The 19,124-nt window shown below is 40.7% G+C and carries 17 protein-coding genes; 9 read left to right on the forward strand and 8 right to left on the reverse strand.

Annotation, left to right across the window (positions count from 1 at the left end; all coding sequences use genetic code 11):
- Positions 1–101 precede the first annotated feature (101 nt).
- Complete coding sequence (locus AAW12_RS10540) at positions 102–896, reverse strand: S1/P1 nuclease (protein ID WP_046673576.1); 795 nt, start codon at positions 894–896, stop codon at positions 102–104.
- A 122-nt stretch (positions 897–1,018) separates the two neighbouring features.
- Positions 1,019–1,480, reverse strand: a complete 462-nt coding sequence (locus AAW12_RS10545) for a DUF4268 domain-containing protein (protein WP_046673577.1) — start codon at positions 1,478–1,480, stop codon at positions 1,019–1,021.
- A 103-nt stretch (positions 1,481–1,583) separates the two neighbouring features.
- Between AAW12_RS10545 and AAW12_RS10550 the strand changes: the two genes are divergently transcribed.
- A complete protein-coding gene (locus AAW12_RS10550; RefSeq protein WP_046673615.1) occupies positions 1,584–2,114 on the forward strand; it encodes a lipocalin family protein in 531 nt (176 codons plus the stop codon).
- Between the two features lie 18 nt (positions 2,115–2,132).
- Here the strand turns inward: AAW12_RS10550 and AAW12_RS10555 are convergent, their stop codons facing one another.
- Positions 2,133–2,438, reverse strand: a complete 306-nt coding sequence (locus AAW12_RS10555) for a hypothetical protein (RefSeq protein WP_046673578.1) — start codon at positions 2,436–2,438, stop codon at positions 2,133–2,135.
- 152 nt (positions 2,439–2,590) lie between these two features.
- Complete coding sequence (locus AAW12_RS10560; protein ID WP_046673579.1) at positions 2,591–3,895, reverse strand: ammonium transporter; 1,305 nt, start codon at positions 3,893–3,895, stop codon at positions 2,591–2,593.
- Positions 3,896–4,185: 290 nt separating this feature from the next.
- Here AAW12_RS10560 and AAW12_RS10565 point away from each other — a divergent pair, with 290 nt between their 5' ends.
- Positions 4,186–5,238 (forward strand): outer membrane beta-barrel protein, encoded by a 1,053-nt coding sequence (locus AAW12_RS10565; protein ID WP_046673580.1) that lies wholly within the window; start codon positions 4,186–4,188, stop codon positions 5,236–5,238.
- A gap of 160 nt (positions 5,239–5,398) precedes the next feature.
- Here the strand turns inward: AAW12_RS10565 and AAW12_RS10570 are convergent, their stop codons facing one another.
- Positions 5,399–6,778 carry an OmpA family protein gene (locus AAW12_RS10570; protein WP_046673581.1) on the reverse strand — a complete coding sequence of 460 codons (1,380 nt, stop codon included), beginning with the start codon at positions 6,776–6,778 and terminating at the stop codon, positions 5,399–5,401.
- A 70-nt stretch (positions 6,779–6,848) separates the two neighbouring features.
- On the reverse strand, positions 6,849–7,262 hold the full coding sequence (locus AAW12_RS10575; RefSeq protein WP_053003618.1) for an NUDIX hydrolase: 414 nt from the start codon (positions 7,260–7,262) through the stop codon (positions 6,849–6,851).
- 278 nt (positions 7,263–7,540) lie between these two features.
- On the opposite strand from AAW12_RS10575, the gene AAW12_RS10580 reads away from it, so the two are divergent.
- Entirely contained in the window at positions 7,541–8,560 is a 1,020-nt protein-coding gene (locus tag AAW12_RS10580; RefSeq protein WP_046673583.1) for a L,D-transpeptidase, read from the forward strand.
- An 82-nt stretch (positions 8,561–8,642) separates the two neighbouring features.
- The gene (locus tag AAW12_RS10585) at positions 8,643–9,404 is read left to right on the forward strand and encodes a murein L,D-transpeptidase catalytic domain family protein (protein ID WP_231585251.1); all 762 of its coding nucleotides are present in this window, start codon (positions 8,643–8,645) and stop codon (positions 9,402–9,404) included.
- Between the two features lie 88 nt (positions 9,405–9,492).
- Here AAW12_RS10585 and AAW12_RS10590 read toward each other — a convergent pair whose 3' ends face one another.
- Entirely contained in the window at positions 9,493–10,191 is a 699-nt protein-coding gene (locus tag AAW12_RS10590; protein ID WP_053003619.1) for a prolyl oligopeptidase family serine peptidase, read from the reverse strand.
- A gap of 246 nt (positions 10,192–10,437) precedes the next feature.
- Between AAW12_RS10590 and AAW12_RS10595 the strand changes: the two genes are divergently transcribed.
- The 5 genes from AAW12_RS10595 (at position 10,438) to gap (ending at position 18,237) form a co-directional block, all read left to right on the forward strand.
- Positions 10,438–11,643, forward strand: a complete 1,206-nt coding sequence (locus AAW12_RS10595) for an exonuclease SbcCD subunit D (protein ID WP_046673585.1) — start codon at positions 10,438–10,440, stop codon at positions 11,641–11,643.
- Between the two features lie 3 nt (positions 11,644–11,646).
- Entirely contained in the window at positions 11,647–14,685 is a 3,039-nt protein-coding gene (locus tag AAW12_RS10600; RefSeq protein WP_046673586.1) for an AAA family ATPase, read from the forward strand.
- A 611-nt stretch (positions 14,686–15,296) separates the two neighbouring features.
- A complete protein-coding gene (locus AAW12_RS10610; protein WP_046673588.1) occupies positions 15,297–16,391 on the forward strand; it encodes an AI-2E family transporter in 1,095 nt (364 codons plus the stop codon).
- Positions 16,392–16,605: 214 nt separating this feature from the next.
- Positions 16,606–17,223 carry a TlpA family protein disulfide reductase gene (locus AAW12_RS10615; RefSeq protein WP_046673589.1) on the forward strand — a complete coding sequence of 206 codons (618 nt, stop codon included), beginning with the start codon at positions 16,606–16,608 and terminating at the stop codon, positions 17,221–17,223.
- Between the two features lie 6 nt (positions 17,224–17,229).
- Entirely contained in the window at positions 17,230–18,237 is a 1,008-nt protein-coding gene (gene gap / locus AAW12_RS10620) for a type I glyceraldehyde-3-phosphate dehydrogenase (RefSeq protein ID WP_046673590.1), read from the forward strand.
- Positions 18,238–18,339: 102 nt separating this feature from the next.
- Here the strand turns inward: gap and AAW12_RS10625 are convergent, their stop codons facing one another.
- On the reverse strand, positions 18,340–19,119 hold the full coding sequence (locus AAW12_RS10625; RefSeq protein ID WP_197084011.1) for a TIGR02757 family protein: 780 nt from the start codon (positions 19,117–19,119) through the stop codon (positions 18,340–18,342).
- Positions 19,120–19,124 lie beyond the last annotated feature (5 nt).

The following is a 19,124-nucleotide window of genomic DNA, read 5'->3' on the forward strand; positions in this document are numbered from 1 at the left end:
ATAACTTAAACGGTACTGTCAGGAATAGGTTTGGAATTACATAAAACAGGGCTATCCAAAATAGATAGCCCTGTTTTATGTCAAGTGATAGCCCCGCTACATTAACCAAAAATCCGATTTAACACTTTGGCAAGGCGTAAACCACCTTTGAGCATACATTGCTCCATAATATCTTTGTTTTGATAGACATAGGAGTAGGATAAATTGGCATTATTAGCTACGTCAGCGTAAATCTTTTCAGCTAATTGATTTGATTCATACAACCAATTCGAGAGTTCTCCAGCCGCTAACTGCGCATTCTCTTTTTTATTGTTCACATCTAAAACAGTTGCAAACTCGGTGTAACTATACTTCTCATTATCAACCAAATCGCTATCCCATACACGGTGAATATTCGATTTTTTTCCAAACCAGCTTACTTCAATCTTATTGCCTCCTTGATCCTCAGCACGGCTAACGTGCATGGGTTGATGCGCATCGCCCAAAATATGGATCAAGAAATAGAGGTTTTGCTTTTGCTGATCCATTGGAAGAGTTTTATCTGCAAACGACTTCTCAATACGTAGCGCTGTCTTATAAAGATTCTCGTCGGCTGAACTTTCTAAACCCAATTGAAAATCAGCCCAGGGTAAATTCGAGTTTAAATTGATAAAATGGGAATTTCCCAGTTTTTTAAATTCAGGATTGGGATCTGATTTAATAAAATCTCCCCAGTTGGCCCAATAAGCCAGTTTCTGTTTTCCAATAATTTTCCCTATATTTTTTTTGGCTTTTTTTGTCAAATGGCGTTCCGCAATTTCGGCCACGACACGATGTCCTGTTGTACCCCACGCAAATACCGAAGAAAGCTGAAAACACATTGCCATTGCCAGCAAACCCTTAATCATTTTTTTCATTAGATTGTTGTTTTAAATGATGACGAAGTTCTTACCTGTAAAAAACGCTATTCTCTTCACAAACTGGAGTTGAAAAGCGGAATCAAACCTGTAATAACTCATCTTACTATACTAAATGTTAATTATTTGAAAATATCGAAGGTATACTTCGCTGAGGACCAAAACTCATCCAGCGCAATTATTCGAGGCTTAAAAAAAGAAATGAGCTCAGCCCAGTCTGTCTCTTTAAAAACGCTGTAACCTGTTAAGCTTGTGTAGATCCGACAAATCGGTTTCCCATATTCGTCCGTTCCGTCCATGTCCCAAATCCACTCCTCTTCAAGAAGATCCTGCAACAACTCTTTAAACTGAAAAAATTGTTCTGCCATCAATGCCCTCAGTCCAGCATCAGGTTGTGACCACTGTATCGCAACAGTTGCCACTTTGTTATCCGCATCCATTTTGAAGTATAAATGCTTAATGCCTGTCTTGTAGTTGATCCAATTTACCTTATCCCCATCTGCAGATGCATGTAAAGCCATAAATTGGCCAAACTTCGTCCAGAATAACTGTTTTAACTGTTTTATCTCTTCCCTTGAATACACCGATACAAATTTTAGTCAACAAAATTAGCAAAATAGCGCGGTATGTCTAAACCTTATTGGTATCAAAATTGTTGTTTTAACAATATATATTCGAAAGATGAACATGGATAAGAAAAAATCACTGTTACTGTTAGCTGGTGTTGCACTTAGCGCTGTGGCCTATAATGCCTTTAAGCCCGTCATCTCGCGACCTGACGTCGTCGATCCTTTTGACTTGGATAAATACCTTGGAAAATGGTATGAAATAGCTAGACTCGATTTTTATTGGGAAAAAGGCTTAAGTCAAGTTTCGGCAGAATACAGCAAAAATAAAAATGGTACAATACGTGTCAATAACCAAGGGTACTCCAAAAACAAAGAACGCTGGAAACAGTCTATCGGAAAAGCTAAATTTGTCAACAGCCCCAATGAAGGTGCACTTAAAGTGTCGTTCTTTGGACCGTTTTACAGTGGCTATAATATCGTAAAAATAACGTCGGATTATAAGTATGCACTTATTTTTGGAGACAACCTCGACTATATGTGGATTTTGGGCCGTGAGAGGGAAATTCCAGATAAAATAAGAAATGAATTTTTAACCTATGCCCTCCAATGTGGATATAAAACAGGCGATCTGGTGTGGACCAAGCACTAATCCTGTATAGATCAAACCTTAGTTAAAGATCGGGGCCAATAGCTGATAGTTTAACGTCTTGTCCTGCGAGAGCACATCGGCTATTTCTTCAATATCCTCTGGGGTAATTGCATTTCTGATACCTGCATTGTAAAGGTTCGTAAGGAAAAATGCAGCTTCACGTTTTTCGTTAAGCGGCAAAATTGAACTCCCGACATAGAAATTTAATACAGATACAGCATATTCGCCAAACAGGTTAAAACCGAAATCACCATTTTTCTGGAGGCAATAACGCATCATTTTTTCAAAATCAGAACGCAAAGTATCTTTAATCTCAGTGGTCATTGAACATCTTTTTAGAGGCATAGTTGCCGAAAATAGTGTATAACAACATACACTCTTCTCCTGGCAGGACAAAAATGCAAAAAATATCCCAAACAATGTACCGCGAAGCAGTAGATTGTTTGGGATAAATGAAGCGTTATACCACGAATGGTTTACAATGCTTCTGCATGTTGAGAAACATCCAAGCCAAGCTCTTCATCTGTTTCTTCGACGCGCAATGGAGCGATAAGATCGGTGATCTTCAATAGTACCAATGAACCCACGAAGGCAAAAAATGACACCGCAAATAACGCGACCATATGGACAAAAAACAATTTCGTCTCGCCAAAAAATAGGCCATTGTCCACAACAAGCGGATTAACATTATGATGAGCAAACACACCGGTAAGTACCATACCAACCATACCGCCTACCCCGTGACAAGGGAACACATCCAACGTATCGTCTATACTTGTTTTGCTTCTCAGATATACAACCAGATTACTAACCAAAGCACCAACCAAACCAATGATCATCGCATGTGGAATACTGACAAAACCAGCTGCTGGAGTAATTGCAACCAAACCAACAACAGCACCGATACATGCCCCCATTGCTGAAGGTTTTTTTCCACGTATGATATCAACAAATATCCATGCCATCGCGGCCATAGCCGATGCTGTAGTTGTGGTCGCAAAAGCATATGCTGCCAACGAATTTGCTCCACCGGCAGAACCGGCATTAAATCCAAACCAGCCAAACCATAAAAGTGCTGTACCCAAGATCACGTAGCTTATACGTGCTGGATTATGACTTTGTGTCTTACGTCCTTTTAAATAAATAGCAGCTGCCAACGCCGCCCAACCAGCCGACATGTGTACAACTGTACCACCGGCAAAATCAAGAACACCAAATTTTGCCAATATACCTTCTGGATGCCACGTAGCATGTGCCAATGGCATATAAATAAAAATACTGAACAGGATTATGAATAACATAAATGAATTAAAACGGATACGTTCTGCAAAAGCCCCAGTAATTAATGCCGGTGTAATAATCGCAAACTTCAATTGAAACATGGCAAACAAAACCAAAGGTATAGTGGGAAGCGCTCCCCAAGCAACATTCCCTAATGTACCTTTCATCATAAAAAATGTACGCGGATCACCCACAATACCACCGATATCATCGCCGAAAGCTAAACTAAAGCCAACAATGACCCAAAGGATTGTCATTAAACACATACATATAAAGCTTTGCATCATCGTTGAAATTACATTCTTCTTGCTAACCATACCGCCGTAAAAAAAGGCAAGTCCAGGTGTCATAATCAACACCAATGCAGAAGAAGTCAACAACCAGGCCGTATCTCCCGTATCAAATTCTGTCTTGTTTAAGTCAGACAAGTCAATCGAGGGAAATACAAGTCCTAATACTCCCAAAAGAACTAGAACAATGAGTGGAATAATTTTTTTCATTTGTTTAAACTGATTAGTGTTTTCAATACATTAATAAAATTGTTAAAAAAATACAAGAACAAAACAAAAACCTACTTTCGCTTATAATTTTTTCAAATATAAAGTCTTTTTATTAAAAAAATACTATGTTATTTTATTTTTTATGATTTTTTTTACATAATTTCACAAAAACAAATACAAAAACCACAATAATCACTTAATTTTTCAACCAAAAACCAAACACAACAAGTAAAACAAAGATAATTACACCTAAAAACATCAAACAAATCAAACTTAAACCCAAAAAAAACATGAAAAGACTTCTAACAACTATCATCCTGTCGACATTTCTAATAAAAACAGCCACGTGCCAAGAAGAAACAAAAGAAAAAGGAATAGAAATATCCGGATCAGTGGACACCTATTGGAAATATGATTTTCAAAACAAACCCAACATCAACACCTATTTTACGGAAGACAACAACTCTGTGTCTATTGGCATGGTGGATCTGGCTGTAAAAAAGAAGTTTAAAAAAGCATCATTTGTCGGAGAATTATCTTTTGGGCCCAGAGGACAGTATCGATCCATTATGAACGGTGATGGCCAGGCCGGCGATGACAAAAACAGTTTCCACATCCAAAATTTATATGTAGGCTATGATCTAACCGAGAAGCTCAATCTTACTGCAGGATTCATGGGAACATTTGTGGGTTTTGAAGTAATATCGCCCACATACAACTTTCATTATTCAACTTCCTATTTATTTGGCGCCGGCCCCTTTCAAGACGCAGGTTTAAAAGCTACCTATAGTTTCTCAGACAAAGTAGCCTTAATGGTCGGACTATTTAACGACTGGAACGTCTATCAAGATATGAACGGAGTTTCCCATGTCGGATCACAACTGGCCTATACCCCCAATGACAAAAGCAGCTTCTATCTCAATTTTCTGACAGGATCGTCCGCTGGCGGTAAAAATAATTACAGTTCCGGGACCTTGGTCGATCTCGTTGCCAATTATGACTTCACCTCGAAATTTTTCCTTGGATTAAATGCTACAAATTATAAAAAGAGAGATGGTGGCGGTTACTCTGGAATAGCACTTTATCCAAGAATTCATTTTTCAGAAAATTTTGGTCTAGGATTACGCGAAGAGTTTTTCCAAACGCATAAAGAGGAAGAAAATGGAATCCCTAGCTCCAATATCCTCGCAACCACCTTAACAGCAGAATACAATTACCATGGATTCAAATTTATTCCCGAAATCAGAATTGACAAAGGAAATGCCGAACGATTCATCAAGAACGACTTAAGCCCAACTAAATCTGCAGGACAATTTCTATTGGCCTGTGTATACAGTTTCTAAAGAGCATTCCATTACACCAAAGAAAAGGGCAAGTTACACTGCAATGCCCCCAAAAGCGAGACACTTTCTGGGGGCATTTTTATGAGAAAAAACATAGTTTGGAATTCAAACTTAGTCTTGTCGATCGGATCGTTCAAGGTTATTGTTCAGCAAAAAACACTTACCGAACACTTACAGAAACATGCCGATCCATAATACGATCGGATTCGGGCGCATCTGCCTTATACTTGGCAAACTGTGAACCGTACCCCTCTGCACCGATTACCTGTTTGGAAAGCTGCTCTTTACCCAGGTAATCCTTTACAGCTGTTGCGCGCTCAAGCGATAACTTTTTATTAAAATCCTCATTACCTGTTTTGTCGGTATAACCACCGATCTTAATATTGGCTGCAGGAAAAGCCTTTAATATCGCCGCAAGATTACGCAGTTGCACCTGGCTTTCAGGCAACACCTCGGCTGTACCTGTTTTGAAATTCAGGTTATCGAAATCAAACCAGGTATTTTTCAGGGAATCCTCACCGATCGACTTATAATCGGATTTTAGAAATTGGACCAACTGATCTTCTATCCCGCCTTTAAATGCAGCAAGTTTGACACCATCTGGCAAGATGACCTCCGTCTGCTCGCGCTCCACTACACTGGAACCTGTTTTCATCGTACTTGAATCCACCATTGCACTGTTCACACTGGTGTCGGTAGCACCGTCTTGCTTACTGCCACTGCAGCCTTTTCCAAATAAAAACCAGAGTAGAGCCAATATAACCAAGGCGATTAAAATCTTCCACCAACCGCCACCGGAACCGCTTCTGGAACTGTTTTCAGCTATTGCTGCCCGCGACTCGCCTGTTCTCGGCAATGACAAAGGCTCTTTATGTGCTTCCAACTCATTTGCTGGATTAATGGAGCTTGACTTATGACTATCGACCTCCCTGACAACATCGGCAGGAACTGCATGTTCAGTCACCGACTCCGCAGGTGGAGAAAAATGCGCCCCATCGAAAAGCTTTCCAAAGGCACCTAAACCTAAACCCGCTGGCACAGCCGCAGCAAAAGCTGTTTTATTTTCCTGCAAAACATGACCGATACGTTCAAAATCCCAATTTTGTCCCTTATTTGTTAAACTGGAGAATATCGCTGGCAGAGAAAAATTCATTAATTTCCCAATGGAACTACCATCGTAGCCCAAATAACCGGCAACGGTACTCAAAACGGTATCCAGGCCACCACCAAATATTGATCCCAGTAGCCCAGCCGAATTCTCACCTTCCACCGCACGAGCCCCTGCAGACTCATCCGCGTTGGCGACACCGCCGAGAAGACCTTTGAGATCAAAATCCGCAAAATGCTGCTTGGCCTTTTCAAGTATTGCCGAAATTCCACCGGAATCGGAATGTTGGCTTAAACCTAAAAACAAGGCGGGAATTGTTGCATTCAACCCCTGCTTCACCCCCTCTTTATCCTGGTTTAAAACTTGCCCTATCTGAGCGACCGCTTCTTCGTCAAAAAAGTCCTTCGCCCCTTTTAAAAGCTGATTTTCCATAATCTTCGTTTATTTTTAGTTTTTATAAAACTCTAACAAACAAAGGTTTAATTTGTTTACTCAATACGATTTACTGATCAAAATCACCCGAAAGCCATTTCGGAAGAACAAACTCGGATGCCAAATGAGCCCATCGGTAGTTCTGCCAATTAGCTTTACTGATCCACAGCACTTCGTCCAGCTCTTCGTAAGCCTCAAATGCATGACGCTCTGCCAGTTTAATTAAATAGATATAGCCCACGACAACCGTATTAAGCTCATTTACGGCTTGCGTACTGTGGCTTCCGATAAACCGTATTTCCATCCCGCCCACGTCATACTGAAGCTCCTCCTTGAGTTCGCGAATTAAGGTCTCCTCACGGCTTTCTTCCGGAGCTACCTTCCCTCCGGGCAGCTGAAAATAGCTAGAACCTTTTTTACGAACCATCAGCAAATCTCCTTCCGGGGCAAGCATCACCCCCGAGCAAATAACAATTTTGTCCATATCACTTATTTCACACTGATTATTTCAGACCACAAAACTAACTTTTTATCATCAGCTAAGAAATATATCCGACGAACGTCAACACAGTCCTTCAGCACTACATTTAACCTAAATTAACTACCGCTGCAGTAGCTGACCCTTGAATAGTTCTTCAAGTACACAAAAGGAATAGCTAAAGGTTTAACGGTAATTCTTTTTCTTTCAACTGCAATAAAATTGCAAATAATAAACTAATTATCTAAGTTTAAGGTATAAAACGATAATCTATACATCCATATATGAATCGAAGATTAACCTGTTTCATACTAAGCATGTTGTTTCTATTGCCGGGATGCCGGCAAGATAAGAAAAACACAACAAAGACCAATCAGCAAACTGAACAGCGAAAACCTACACCTCCTAAAGAGCAGGTTGAGAAGAAAAAAGTATTTACGGCTGATGATATTATTCTTAAAAAAGAGCTGCTTTACAACAAATACACCCTGGAGGACAGTTATCCCTACAAAGATACCACGCGAGGTTTTCAATGGGATAAAATCAAGGAACGCCTGGCTTTTATCGAAAATTTTCAACAGTCTCCATCGCTGTACGGCGTTCTACAAAATTATCAAAATGAAAAGGGCGAAGCGCCAACAATCCAGAATTATAAGCGGGACTCTTATAAACGCGTGTCCGACAGTTTCAATGTCGAACGCTATCAAGCGGCACCACTCTACGATCTTAACAGCGCCAAGGCCGTTCGTTATGGTCGGGATGGCTGGCTCGTCCGCGTACAAGGTCCAGACAGCATCGCACGGATTCCGATTGAGGGTATTTCATTCGAAGGAAAATATACCGTACCCAAAAGATATCTTCGCATCATTAGCGATACCGTACAGTTCAACATTATCAATGTTGTCGATGTGAAGAACCAAAATATCTGCACCTTGGAGAAGGTCGGTAAGGAATGGCTTGTCCGAAGCATGAACCCCGTGACGAGTGGCCGACACAAACCTCCCCATGCCCAGGAAACACCGACAGGCCTCTTTGTGGTCCAGGAACACAAATCCAAGATGTTTTATTACGAAGACGGTACCAAAACTTATGCCGGATTCGCCCCCTATGCTACCCGATTTACCGCCGGAGCCTATATACATGGGGTGCCAGTTAACAATCCCAATGGCAGCATCATTGAATATAGTGAGAGTCTGGGCACAATACCCAAGTCCCATATGTGCGTCAGAAATGCGTCATCTCACGCTCAATTTGTCTATAAACGGTCAAAAGACCTCGCTTCGCTGGTTGTTGTTATTGATTAACAATATTTAACATTCTGTAAATCAAATATGTATTAACTTTAATCATTAATTTTGTAAACATCTACACAGAAAAGGGAGAAGAATGGGAAATACGTTTATGTTTCTTTTGATGGCACTTAATACAGCACTGTCCTCACAAGAAGAATTAAAAACAACAAATCAACAAACCACCAGCACTCATCGTATCAATGTCGAACGTCAACACACCGAAGTTGACTCGTTGTATGATGAAATGAATCTAGGCAAAGTATTAAAATACGAAGCATTTCGTCAAGCAATGGAAGGCAGAAAAGAACTTCCGATCCACAACAAGGACATCATGACCGTCATCGATTTTTCATTGGCATCAACGGAAAAGAGGCTTGTAGTACTCGATCTTGCGCACAAAAAAGTACTATTCAACACGCTGGTCGCACATGGAAAAAATAGCGGTGAAAACTATGCCGTCAATTTTTCAAATCAACAGGAGTCACTTAAAAGTTCTTTAGGATTCTTTACAACAGAAAACACCTACAATGGCGAGAACGGCTACTCTTTGGTGTTAAATGGTCTTGAAGAAGGGATAAATGACAATGCAAAAGCACGATATGTTGTGATGCATGGCGCCGACTACTGTAGCACAGGAACAATAGCAAGTTTAGGCAGACTTGGCAAAAGCTACGGCTGCCCCGCGGTTCCAAGGGAATTTGCAGGTCCAATCATTAACACAATCAAAGATGGAACGTTGTTGTTTATTTATGCCGACAACTCCGAATACCTCGCAAAAACACGTTTGATCCATCAACCCAATATATTAATGGCTCAATTTCAAAAAAGACAGTCTGCCTTTGATCACGAAGGCTAACAACAAAAAAGCCTGATAGAAATATTTCATCAGGCTTTTTTATGTTATAAATCGCTGTCCGACAGACCACCTTCGCATTCACGCTAAGCTAAGATTTATGCTTTTTCTTAAATTTCAACATCCAATTGTAAATTGCATCGTCATGAAACAATCGTTCCACGCTTCCGTGTGTGCCCCCTTTTATTACATTTAAGCTCACATTCGCTTCCGGGTCCTCTCTTTTTATCGCATTCATAATTTTTCGGGATTCCGAAATTGGCACAGCACGATCAGCAGTACCATGATGAAGCCATATCGGCACCTGCGTCAGGTTAGATGCATACTGACTCGATCCACCACCACATATTGCAACGGCAGCAGCGACCCTTTCGGGATATTTACCAGCCACATCCATGGTGCCATAGCCTCCCATACTCATGCCGCAAACGTAAATACGGTCGGGGTCGGCATTGTAATGTTCAATAACATAGTCAACAATTTCGATTACTTTGTCTGGATCCCATCCTCCCCGGGACTGTGGTGCAACAATTATCCCAGGTACATCCTGCCCTTTATTGATGGCATACAATACACCGTAACGCTTTACACGGTCTAAATTTGTCCCAGACAAACTTCTTCCGTGCAAAAACACAAACACAGGCTGCTTTTCAGATTCCAATGAATCCGGTGCAGCATCTTTCAATAGAAAAGGATAAGCAGTCTCCCCTTTTATAGCGTGTATTTCCTGCGCGTTTACGCGCATCAACAGCATAAAGAAAAAACAGATATACAGGTAAATTTTTCGCATATTTCTTGTCTATGACTATCTAGCTTAATTTTGGAGCACTAAAAATACAATTAAATGACTTTTATGGTATGCATTTAACATGTTTTAACATTTCGATTTCGAGAACATGGCCATTCAAACAAAAGAAAAGCTTCATTCCTTATTAGCACAAATTGGTCATTTGAAAGATTCCATCCAATTATAATTGCATTTCATGCCAAATTTATCTTAGTTTGTAACATTGAAGCAAAATATCCAAGCTCTCACATGAAAATATTGCATACCGCCGATTGGCATTTAGGAAAAAGATTGGACAGTTTTTCCCGGATAGATGAACAAGTACTGGTCATGGATGAAATCGTTCGTATCGCAGATCGGGAAGACGTGGATCTGGTGATCATCGCAGGAGATCTGTTCGATGCCTTCAATCCAGGTGTGGAAGCCATTGAGTTATTTTACCGAACCATCAAGCGTCTTACAAAAAATGGCATGCGTCCTGTAATAGCAATCGCAGGCAATCACGATTCACCTCATTTGATTGATGCGCCCGATCCTTTGGCAAGAGCGTCGGGGATCATCTTAATCGGGCATCCTCATGCTGTGGTCACTCCTTTCGCAACAGAGGGTTTCACCGTGTTACAGTCAGATACAGGCTTCATCGAATTAAGCTTGCCGCAATTTGACTACCCGATTCGTATTGTTCACACAGCCTATGCCAATGAAATACGCTTAAAACAGTATCTAGGCGAAGAGAAAGAAAGTAAATTGAATGAAGTTTTAGCGGCAAATTGGCAAAAAATAGCCAATACCTATTGCGATGATAAAGGCGTCAATATATTGACGGCACACCTTTACATGAATAAATTGGGCAGTCCACTTTTAGAGGAGCCAGATGGCGAAAAACCGGTGAAAATTGGTAATGCAGACTTAATCTATTCAGAGGCCATCCCGCCGCAGGTCCAATACACGGCATTAGGACATCTCCATGGCTATAAAAATATCGGTTCGGCTGAGAAACCGGTGATTTATGCATCTTCGCCCCTATGTTATAGCTTTTCGGAGGCTGGGCAAACTAAATACGTTGCGTTGGTGAATGTATTGGCCGGCGAACAAGCAATTGTCGAGCGCATTCCATTGACTCAGGGCAAACCGCTGGTCAGAAAATCATTCGACGATATTGAGCAGTGTATATGCTGGTTGTCTGAAAACCCCGATGCATTGGTGGAGCTCACGTTGAAATCAGAGACCTTCTTAAAAGCCGAGGACCGCAAGCGAATCTATCAGAGCCATTCGGGAATAATCTACCTCATTCCGCTCGTTAAGCAAGATGAGCAAGAGCTGCTTGAAGCCAAAGAAATTAATCTTACACAAGACATGTCGACTTTATTCAACGATTATTTTAAATCCAAGAACGGCAACCAGGCACCCAATGATGATATCCTTAATCTTTTCCGCGAAATCCTAAACTCATAATCCATGATTCCATTACAGCTAACTCTAGAAGGGATATACTCTTATCAAGAACGTCAGACGATCGACTTCTCTGCGCTTTCTCAAGCAGGTCTTTTTGGTATCTTCGGTGCTGTGGGTTCCGGCAAATCATCGATATTGGAAGCGATTACCTACGCCCTATTTGGAGAGACGGAACGTCTGAATGCACGGGATAAACGCGCTTATAACATGATGAATCTAAAGTCTAACCGATCTTATATTGAGCTTGATTTCGTCAACTTTGAAGACCGTACATTTAGAATTACCCGCGAATTTAAACGCAATTCCAAAAATTTCGATGATGTGAAATCGCCCACGGTTGTACTCTACGAAAAAATCAATGAAGCATGGGTTCCACTAGAAAGCAGCAATACACAGCATATCATCGGATTAAGCTATGAGAACTTCAAGCGAACAATCATCATTCCCCAAGGACAGTTCAAAGAATTTATAGAACTCGGCGCCAAGGAACGCACGGATATGATGAAAGAAATTTTTCAGCTGCATCGATTCGACCTGCAGGATAAAGTTTCCAACCTCTATAAAAAAAATCAGTCCGAACTGGATCACCTCAACGGTCAATTAATCGGATTTGATGAGGTCACAACCGAACTGATAGAAACGACCGAAACAAATCTCCAACTGGCAGTCGAGTCTTTTGTCGTCATTGAGTCGTCGTACAAGGCGCATCATGAAAGGTTCTTAAACCTCAAAAAACTCAAAGAGGATTTCTTAGAACTCCGAACAGTGAAAGCACTCTTTCAGCAATTGCTAGAACAAAAAGATGAAAAAGAAACTTTACGGTTAAAGTTAAATCGCTTTGAGGAAGCGCAAACCAACTTTCTACATATTCTTAAAACCAAGGAAAAATTAGCGGCAGAAGGCCTAATTGCACAGAAAAGAGTAGAAACCGAAAAGCAGAGACAGGCCGAAATTCAACAGCTGATCCAGGAGCATTCCTCAAGTCTAAATCTGTTGAAATCACAATATGAGCTGCTACCACAGCGTCGTATTCAGGAATTGGACCTGGAATTGATAAGCCAATTGATTACGTTTTCAAATGAAATCAAGAGTTTACAGGATCGGGCGCAGAAGGGACGCAATTTTGTGCAGGAAACGAAAGATCAACAACGACATTGTAAAGCCAGAATCCAGGAGACAGAAATTCAGATCGCTAGCCTAAAGCAATCAAAACCCTCAGCCCATGAACTCATGGAACTTGGGCAGTGGTATACGAAACAGCAGGGCATCCAACAACTGGAAGATGACCTGAACAAACAGGCCATTGATTTAGAAAAAAGCATAACCATGCTGAACCAGGAACTCCATACTTTCCATCCTAACCTCGAAGAGTTCCGATCAAATCACCTTCTTGTGGTCAGCGCCCTCGAGCAAAAACTTCAGGCCCTCCACGAGGAAAAATCACATCTTCTCCTGCAGCAAAGGTTGACCCAATATGCTGAAAACCTTAAACCAGGATCCCCATGCCCACTATGTGGAGCTTTGGAACATCCCGCCATCAATCAAGGACAGGATATTTCCCAGGACATTGCCGCCAATGAAAAATTGATTACCGAGACAAATGAAAGTCTTAAGCATCAACAGGATCAGCAATTTCAAGTCGAGAAACTCCAGCTACGCCTGCAGTCATTGCATGATCAGCAACAAGATCTATATACAAAAATTCAGCTAAATGCCCGTAACAAAATTGCCCATGTGCAGCAATTTACATGGGCTGGTTATAGCGCTACCGATGAATCCAACTATATCTCAAAGAAGCAGGATCTCGCTCGGATCGATACACAGATAGCAGCGTCGGAGCAGCTGCTCGTCGAACATCAGGCTACACTCGCCTCCGTTGAGGAAAAGCTGGAGAAATACAATAAAGCACTGCATCAGTTTGAACGTGATGAAGCAAGCAAACAGGCCCAGATTAATCAAAATATGGGGAATCTAAAAACGCTGCGCTGGTCCGACTATAAAATGCGGGAGTCCGAAGCAGTCGAACAGGAATATACTGCACTGAAAAGATCGAATCTTGAGATTGAGCGCGACTACATTGCTTTAAGCGAACGATTAAATGAGTTAAACAGTCAATTTGCAGCCCAAAACAGCTTGGTACAGACCATTGTTGAACAGCTCGGACATATCGAACGTGAAAGTCAAGAGGCCGATGTCACGCTCCAACAGCTACTTGAGGCGTCACCCTTTGAAACGTTGGAAGAGATTCGGCAAATACTCGCGGAGAATTTGTCTGTCACACAGATCCGACAAGAGCTGGAGCAATTTCAGATCCAATTTGAAACGGTGAAGGCACAAATCAGTCAGTTGGAAAAGAAACTCGTCGACCAGGTATATGACGAAAACCAATATCTCGCCCAGGAAAAAATCCTGGATGAGAGCGCCCAACAATTGAAAGCAAGCACAGAAAATGTTGCCCGACTTCAACAAGAGCGCGATCAGCTAAGAATCGCCTATGCTAAAAAGGAAAATCTCCTGCAACAACAGATCAAACTAAGTTTACGCCACGAGAATTTGAAACAACTTTTTAATTTATTTAAAGGAGCGGGCTTTGTGCAATATGTTTCTTCGATTTATTTACGGCAGCTGTGTGATCATGCGAACATTCGTTTCCATCGCATGACCCGCAATCAACTCAGCCTGCAGCTGAATGACAACAATGAATTTGAAATTATCGATTATTTGAACGAAGGAAAAAGTCGCAGCGTAAAAACACTGTCTGGTGGACAGGCGTTTCAAGTATCCCTAAGCTTGGCTTTGGCCTTAGCAGAAAGTGTACAGTCAAATTCGCGTGCGGCCAGAAACTTCTTTTTTATCGATGAAGGCTTTGGAACACAAGACATTACTTCTGTTAACATTGTTTTCGAAACGCTATTGGATTTACACAAAGAAAACCGCATCGTCGGCATTATTTCACATGTTGAAGAGCTCAAAGAACGTATTCCAGTGTCCCTTTCGATAGAAAAGGATGAAGAAAGGGGCAGCCAAATTTTTATCAATTAATTCCGTTTTATTTTGTATATTAGTTATAGCGGTTCCGCTGAACGAGCCTGATCGCTATAACCAACAAAAACAAAAGATTATGGGCTTATTTTCAAACAATAAAAAAGAAAAAGGGTCTCATCCTTTTTTTCATAAGGCAACCAAAACAGTAAGCTGCACGGCCTTTTCAGCTAAAGAAACCCGTCAAACAAGGACGGTACAATCCATCCTTTTTGTCAAACAATACGATATACTAACGATCTTAAGGGAGGTTTTAATGCCGCAGAATCAAAACTAAAATTAAACAGATTTCCATCTTCCATAGTAACGTGAATGATGTTGGCCCTCCATGTAAACGTAAACAGACTATGTTTACTACGCACGATTACTGCCTAGGTTAAAGAAAGTCTAGGTACAACATAGCGAATAAAGCTATCAAAATTTAGCAAAACAACATGATTGCTAATCCCTGGGAACCAGAACTTCACAATTGGCTTTAGGGCAGAAAAAGAAATACAATAAAACATTGAAATTATAAAAAAGAAAGTTTATTTTAACAAGACAAAACTTTTTCCAAAAAAATATTGTCATACGATAAATAACAATCGATAGACAGTATATTTGTCAGCTATATGAAGTACAAACAAATCAACAATAATTCCATCAATCAAATCATGCTAATCGTCATCATATTGGCGATATGTATATTGATATTTACAAGCCTATTCTACTATCTCCCCGGTTTCTTGGGAGCAGTTACGTTATATATTCTTTTTAGAAAAATCAACTTTAAGCTGACTGAAGAAAAAAAATGGAATAAATCTTTTGCCAGTATTTTATTGATATTATTAACCATCATATTCTGGGTAGGGCCACTCTATCTGTTAATCAACTACATGGTACCTCAGGTAACAGAAGTCATTAGCAACAAAGACGATCTGATACACAAGTTTGATTCGATCAAAACGTACTTTAAAGACAGCCCCTATTTAAGCAATATCGATCTTTCTGATACCGCCTTAATGGGAACGCTTCAAAAAGCAGCTAAATTTATACCCAATATTCTGAATTCCGTTGCGGAAGTTGGTGTCAATATACTGGTGGCGCTATTTGTGTTGTATTTTATGTTGGTTAGCAGCAAAAAACTAGAACAAACCATTTATCAAGCTATCCCTTTCACCCAAACCAGTAAAGCCGAGTTGTGGAAAGAGTTTGACATGATGGTAAAATCCAATGCAATCGGCATCCCGATTTTGGCCATATGCCAAGGTATTGTAGCGGGTCTTGGCTATTGGTTCTTTGGCTTAGAGAGCCCGATCTTTCTGGGAATTCTTACCGCAGTTTCCACTATAATCCCAATTTTGGGAACCATGGTGGTGTATCTGCCCGCAGCGCTTTTTCTACTGGCGAATGGACAGTCCGGAAATGCAATAGGTCTTGCCTTATATGGTATCATTATAATTGGTAGTATTGATAATGTACTTCGATTTACCATATTGAAAAAGTTGGGTGACGTTCATCCCTTAATAACGGTATTCGGTGTTTTGCTGGGATTAAACCTATTTGGTATGCTGGGATTAATATTTGGTCCACTAATCCTATCTTGTGTTGGCGTGCTACTGAAAGTGTACAGCATTGAATTCGGACGAAGTACACCTGATATTATTCAATCTACCTCATTGACAGACACAAAGTCCAGGCATGACGGTCCTGACATCATAGAATAAGGGAAGTGCAACAGGTTAAATTGTTTTGATCACAACATGCATTAATATCCAGTATACTGTCATAAATGAATTTCTACGATTAAGAATCCCTTTTTTTTCATAGTTTTGATCATTAGTATAATAGATTCTTCAATACTTTCTACGCAAAAATTGACGATGTATTAAGCATTAAAATGATAAAATCACGAAATTGATTTAAAAGCAAACGTATTCTATGAACAAAAAGATAATCTTAGGAGTGACAGCGGTATTGACTGCCGGGATTCTTTCCTCATGTAACAACAACAAAACAAAATCAGATCAAACGGCAAATACGACGCAGGAAGCCAGTGCTGAAAGCCATGACCATGCAGGCCATGATCATGCAGACCACAACCCTAGTCAAGCTGCGCCAAAGCAATCTTCCGACCCTGCAGCCATTCTTCCTAATTTCACATTTTATCAGCTTCGTTCGGGCATCCGTGTTACGCAGGAAAACGTCGCTAAAGACAAGAATACCGTTTTTATTCTATTTGATCCCGGGTGTAGTCATTGCCAACATGAAGCTACGGAGCTTGAAAAGAATATTGATCGTATAAAAGACGTCAATATTTATTATATTTCCATGAATGATCCGGCCTTAATATTAGGTTTTTTTGACACCTTTGCACCTAAACTATCCAAAGCATCCAACGTAGAAGTATTGATTGATAAAGACCAAACGTTTATACAGACCATCCACGTACCTTCACAATTTCCCGCAAATTACGTCTATGGTGCGGACGGAAAACTAAAAGCACATTGGGAAGGTGAAAAAAATATTAACGAAGCAATAAGCCAATTTCATAAATAATCTGAAATGCTAAACATAGCAATCAATGGATTCGGACGCATCGGTCGGAATACACTACGTAATATTTTTTTACGGGAGGCTTTCGATGAACTGCAGGTCATTGCCATCAATGACCTGACAGATACGAAGACCTTAGCCCACCTATTTAAATACGATTCTGTACATGGTCCTTTTCCTGGCACCGTGACACACGATGAAAAACATATTATTGTCAATGGTCTTTCCATCTTGGTTACCAATGAAAAAGATCCTGCAGCACTGCCTTGGCAGGAGCTTCAAATTGATGTTGTCATCGAATCTACAGGGTATTTCACCAGTCGTGACAAAGCGGCTCTCCACCTGGAAGCTGGTGCAAAAAAAGTGATTATCTCCGCCCCGGCACAAGATAAAGACATTCCAACAGTGGTATTGGGCATTAATGACAGTGTCATTGATCTATCCGCTTCGATTTTATCCAATGCTTCCTGTACAACAAACAATGTTGCTCCACTTGTTAAAATATTGGATGAAAAATGGGGCATCAGAGATGGCTATATTACCACGGTTCATTCCATGACGGGAGATCAGAATCTTCACGACGCACCACATAAAGATTTGAGGAGAGCGCGGGCAGCATCGTCGGCGATCATTCCAACAACTACTGGTGCCGCTAAAGCGATTACCAATGTTTTTCCGCATCTGCAGAATAAACTTGGCGGAGCCGGGATACGTGTACCCGTACTCAATGGTTCATTGACGGACTTTACCTGTACGCTCGAGAAAGAAACCACCGTAGAGGAAATCAATAAAGCGTTCAAAGCTGCAGCAGAAAACGAATTAAAAAACGTATTATTTTATACAGAAGACCCTATCGTTTCGGTCGATATTATCAATAACCCCTATTCATGTGTATTTGATGCGCAGTTAACCTCGGTGGTGGGCGGTCTGGTCAAAGTTGTGGGCTGGTATGACAATGAATTTGGTTATTCCAATCGTTTGGTTGACCTTCTGATCAAGATCGACAGGCTCGTATAAGTTTGCTACCTCATCATCATCTTAGGATAGGTGGCGGCATAAAAAAAGCGTCCTTGCCAATTATAATTGGCAAGGACGCTTTTTTTTCTTCATGCATTAATTTTACATTTCCCCTTCAACGCCTAATCCAAATAACGCAAAATCATATTTGACCGGGTCCAGCGGATCCAGTAAGCGCAGATTGGCTGTTAATTCCTGGGCTGTTTTCCAATTCACTTTATCCAGCGTAATTAGACCAAATTTGCGGGCAACACGCTCGACATGGACGTCGCATGGACAGATGAGATCTTTTGGGGACAGGCGGTGCCAAATACCAAAATCTACACCTTTTGTATCTTTTCTGACCATCCAGCGTAAAAACATATTGATCCGCTTAACGGTCGACTTCTGTGCTGGACTACTAATGTGCTTCCGCGTGCGAACAGGATAATCAGGCAAGGAAAAGAAATAGGTTTTAAAAGCATTCAATGCCATTTCTAGGTCGACCTCTTCCCTGTTCTCCTGTCCTACGAGAAAAGCATCCTCCAAAGATTCGAAATGCGCATAGTGATGCTTAAAAAAAGAAACAAAATAAAGAATGTCGGTATCATTGAAGGTACGGTGCTTAAATCCCAGTAAGGTCTTTAAATCCTGTTCCTGGTGATTAATGATATAATCGTATGGCGAACCATCCATACGAGCCACCAGTTCATTACATTTATTGATAATCGTCTTTCTTTGTCCCCAAGCCATGATGGAAGCCAAAAATCCCATGATCTCAATATCCTGCTTCCGGGAAAATTGATGGGGAATCGATATGGGATCATTTGGAATAAAACCAGGTTGATTATATTCATCAACTTTCTTATCCAAGAAATCTTTCAGATCAAAATCAACTGCCATGCTAA

The organism is Sphingobacterium sp. Ag1 (genome assembly GCF_000988325.1).
Taxonomy (GTDB): Bacteria; Bacteroidota; Bacteroidia; order Sphingobacteriales; family Sphingobacteriaceae; genus Sphingobacterium.